Consider the following 3,936-nt stretch of genomic DNA (forward strand, 5'->3'; position numbering starts at 1 on the left):
GCCCTTGGCGATGTAGTTGCGCACGAACCAGATGACGAGCGCGCCGGGTATCAGCGTCAGCACGCCTGCGGCGGCGAGCAGACCCCAGTCCATGCCGGCGGCGGAGACGGTTCGGGTCATCGTGGCGGCGATCGGTTTGGCGTCGGTCGTCGTCAGCGTGCGCGCGATCAGCAGTTCCACCCATGAGAACATGAAGCAGAAGAAGCAGGCGACGCCGATGCCGCTGGCGATCAGCGGCATGAAGATCCTGATGAAGAAGCGCGGGAACGAATAGCCGTCGATATAGGCGGTCTCGTCGATTTCCTTCGGCACGCCTGACATGAAGCCTTCGAGGATCCACACCGCCAGCGGCACGTTGAACAGGCAGTGCGCCAGTGCCACCGCGATATGGGTGTCGATCAGGCCGAAGGCCGAGTAGAGCTGGAAGAACGGCAGCGCGAACACCGCCGGCGGCGCCATGCGGTTGGTCAGCAGCCAGAAGAACAGATGCTTGTCGCCGAGGAAGCGATAGCGCGAGAAGGCGTAGGCCGCAGGCAAGGCCACAGCCACCGAGATCACCATGTTCATCACCACATAGGTGATCGAATTGATATAGCCCGAGTACCAGGACGCGTCGGTGAAGATGGTGACGTAATTGGCGATCGTCGGCGCGTGCGGATAGAGCGTCAGCGACGACACGATCTCGGCATTGGTCTTGAAGCTCATATTGATGAGCCAGTAGATCGGTAAAAGCAGGACGATGATGTAGAGCGTCGGCACGATCCACCACCAGCGCGATTCCTCGCCGCGCCGGCGCATCAGCCGCGCGATCTGGTCCTGCGACATGGCACTGGAAAGTCCTTCCGAAGCCGTCGTTTCGTTCACTCTGTCCTGCCTTGTCGTTCGTTGATTAGCGCTGCTCATCTCAGCGCTCCGCGTCGTAATTGGTCATCACGGTGTAGAACACCCATGACAGCAGGAGGATGATGAGGAAGTAGACCAGCGACATCGCCGCCGCGGGACCAAGGTCGAACTGACCGAGCGCCGTCTTGACCAGGTCGATCGACAGGAAGGTCGTCGAACTGCCTGGGCCGCCGCCGGTAACGACGAAAGGTTCGGTGTAGATCATGAAGCTGTCCATGAAGCGTAACAGCACGGCGATCAGCAGCACCCGGTTCATCTTCGGCAGCTGGATGTAGCGGAACACCGCCCAGCGCGACGCGCCATCGATCTTGGCCGCCTGGTAGAAGGCATCCGGGATGGAGACCAGGCCGGCATAGCAGAGCAGCACGACGAGGCTGGTCCAGTGCCAGACATCCATGATGATGACGGTGACCCAGGCGTCGATCGGATCCTGTCCATAATTGTAGTCGATGCCCAGCGCGTTGACGTAGTAGCCGAAGAGGCCAATGTCGTTGCGGCCGAACACCTGCCAGATGGTGCCGACGACATTCCACGGGATCAACAGCGGCAGTGCCATCAGCACCAGGCAGACCGGCACCGCCCAACCCTTCTTCGGCATGTTTAGGGCGATGAAGATGCCGAGAGGCACTTCGATGGCGAGGATAATGAAGGAGAAGACCAGATTGCGGACCATCGCTTCCCAGAAGCGGTCGGAATGCAGCAGTTCCTCGAACCATTCCGTGCCGGCCCAGAAGAAGACATTGTTGCCGAACGTGTCCTGCACCGAATAGTTGACGACGGTCATCAGCGGGATGACGGCCGAGAACGCCACCAGCACCAGCACCGGCAGTACCAGGAACCAGGCCTTGTTGTTCCAGGTCTTTTCCATCTACGCCCCCATCTCGACACGCCAGGAATCGGCATAGATGTTGATGCGGGCCGGCTCGAAGCGCACCTTAGGCTCCGCCGGCACGGTCTCGTCCTCGCCGATGACGGCGGCGATCTCGCGGCCTTCGAGATTGGCGCGAACCACCTTGTGGCGGCCGACATCCTCGACCTTGCTGACCTTCACCGACATGCCCTCGCGGCCAAGCCTGACATATTCGGGACGGATACCGAGTTCGACCGGGCCGGTTGCGGCCTGGGGCGCGCCGGGCAGTTCGATGCGCTGGCTGCCGAGCGTAGCCGTCTTGCCCTCGATCGCCACCGGCATGACGTTCATGCCGGGCGAGCCGATGAAATAGCCGACGAAGGTGTGGCGCGGCCGCTCGAACAGTTCGGCCGGCGTGCCGATCTGCACGATCTCGCCCTCATACATGACGACAACCCTGTCGGCGAAGGTCAGCGCCTCGGTCTGGTCGTGCGTGACATAGACCATGGTGTAGCCGAAGCGGCGGTGAAGCTGCTTAAGCTGCGAACGCAGCACCCACTTCATATGCGGGTCGATGACGGTCAGCGGCTCGTCGAACAGGATGGCGTTGACGTCGGATCGCACCAGCCCCCGGCCGAGCGAGATCTTCTGTTTCTGGTCGGCGGTCAGTCCCCTCGCCTTCTTCCTGGCCCATGACGCCAAGTCGATCATGTCCAGCGTCTCACGCACCTTGCGGTCGACATCGGCCTCCGGCACGCCGCGATTGCGCAGCGGGAAGGCCAGATTGTCGTAGACGGTCATGGTGTCGTAGATGACCGGGAACTGGAACACCTGGGCGATGTTGCGCTCCTGCGTCGACAGGTTGGTCACGTCCCTGCCGTTGAACAGCAACTGGCCGTGCGAGGGATGCAGCAATCCCGAGATGATGTTGAGCAGCGTGGTCTTGCCGCAGCCCGACGGCCCAAGCAGCGCATAGGCGCCGCCATCCTCGAAGACCTGATGCACGTCCTTCAGCGCATAGTCCTTGTCCGACTTCGGATTGGAACCGTAGGCGTGGCGGATATGGTTGCAGTCGATGCGCGCCATGTGCCCTCCTCCCTCAAGCCGCCAGCATCTGCGGCGCCGCAGCCGAGCGGCCGTTGGCGTCGAAGACCATGATGTGCCGAGGGTCGATGAACACCTCGATGATCTGGTCCGGCTCGAACGCCAGGATGCCGTGCTCCAGCATCACCCAGCGCACATCGGCGAAGTCGAGATGCACGAAGCTTTCCGAACCGGTGATCTCGGTGACCGAGACCTTGGCTTTCACCGAAACCGCCGACGGGCTTGGCCGCGCAAGAGAGAGATGGTGGGGCTGGAAGCCGATCGTGTAGCTCGCATCGGCAATACCGGCGAGCTCAGCCGGCACCGGTAGGTTCACCCCACCATCGAGGAGGAAGCTCGAACCGCTCTTCTTCAGCACGATGGTGTTGAGTGGCGGATCGGCAAAGGTCCTGGCCGTGACGAGGTCGTTCGGCCTGCGAAAGACGTCGATCGTCGGCCCGAACTGGGTAATGCGGCCTTCCGACAATGTTGCCGTGTTGCCGCCAAGCAGCAGCGCTTCGTGCGGCTCGGTCGTGGCATAGACGAAGATGGTGCCGGCCGCCGCGAAGATCCTGGGCAATTCGGCACGCAGTTCCTCACGCAGCTTGTAGTCGAGATTGGCGAGCGGCTCGTCGAGCAGCACCAGGCTGGCATTCTTGACGATGGCGCGCGCCAGCGCGGTGCGCTGCTGCTGGCCGCCGGAGAGACTGAGCGGCGTGCGCTCGAGATAGGGCGTCAGCTTGAGCAGCGCCGCGGCCTTGCGCACCTCGCTGTCGATCTTCGCCCGGTCGGTGCCGGCCACACGCAGTGGCGAGGCGATGTTCTCATAGACCGTCATCGCCGGATAATTGATGAATTGCTGGTAGACCATGGCGACGTTGCGCTTCTGCACCGGCATGCCGGTGACGTCCTTGCCGTCGAACCAGACGGAGCCGGACGCCGGCACGTCGAGGCCGGCCATCAGCCGCATCAAGCTGGTCTTGCCGGAAAGCGTCGGCCCAAGCAGCACGTTGAGCGAGCCGTGCTGAAGCGTCAGCGACACGTCGCGGATATGCTCGACAGCACCGACCGTCTTGGTGACGTTTCTCAGTTCCAGCATG

4 protein-coding genes are annotated in these 3,936 nt (G+C 62.4%); all 4 read right to left on the reverse strand.

Annotated elements, in window-relative coordinates; all coding sequences use genetic code 11:
- Window positions 1-903 (reverse strand): carbohydrate ABC transporter permease (locus CN311_RS31450; RefSeq protein ID WP_097577459.1); only part of this gene is annotated, 903 nt, incomplete at its 3' end.
- A 1-nt stretch (window position 904) separates the two neighbouring features.
- On the reverse strand, window positions 905-1,771 hold the full coding sequence (locus CN311_RS31455) for a carbohydrate ABC transporter permease (RefSeq protein ID WP_097577456.1): 867 nt from the start codon (window positions 1,769-1,771) through the stop codon (window positions 905-907).
- A complete protein-coding gene (locus CN311_RS31460) occupies window positions 1,772-2,839 on the reverse strand; it encodes an ABC transporter ATP-binding protein (RefSeq protein WP_097577457.1) in 1,068 nt (355 codons plus the stop codon).
- A 13-nt stretch (window positions 2,840-2,852) separates the two neighbouring features.
- On the reverse strand, window positions 2,853-3,935 hold the full coding sequence (locus CN311_RS31465) for an ABC transporter ATP-binding protein (RefSeq protein WP_097577458.1): 1,083 nt from the start codon (window positions 3,933-3,935) through the stop codon (window positions 2,853-2,855).
- Between the last annotated feature and the right edge of the window lies 1 nt (window position 3,936).

Source organism: Mesorhizobium sanjuanii, assembly GCF_002529485.1.
In the GTDB taxonomy this organism is placed as follows: domain Bacteria; phylum Pseudomonadota; class Alphaproteobacteria; order Rhizobiales; family Rhizobiaceae; genus Mesorhizobium; species Mesorhizobium sanjuanii.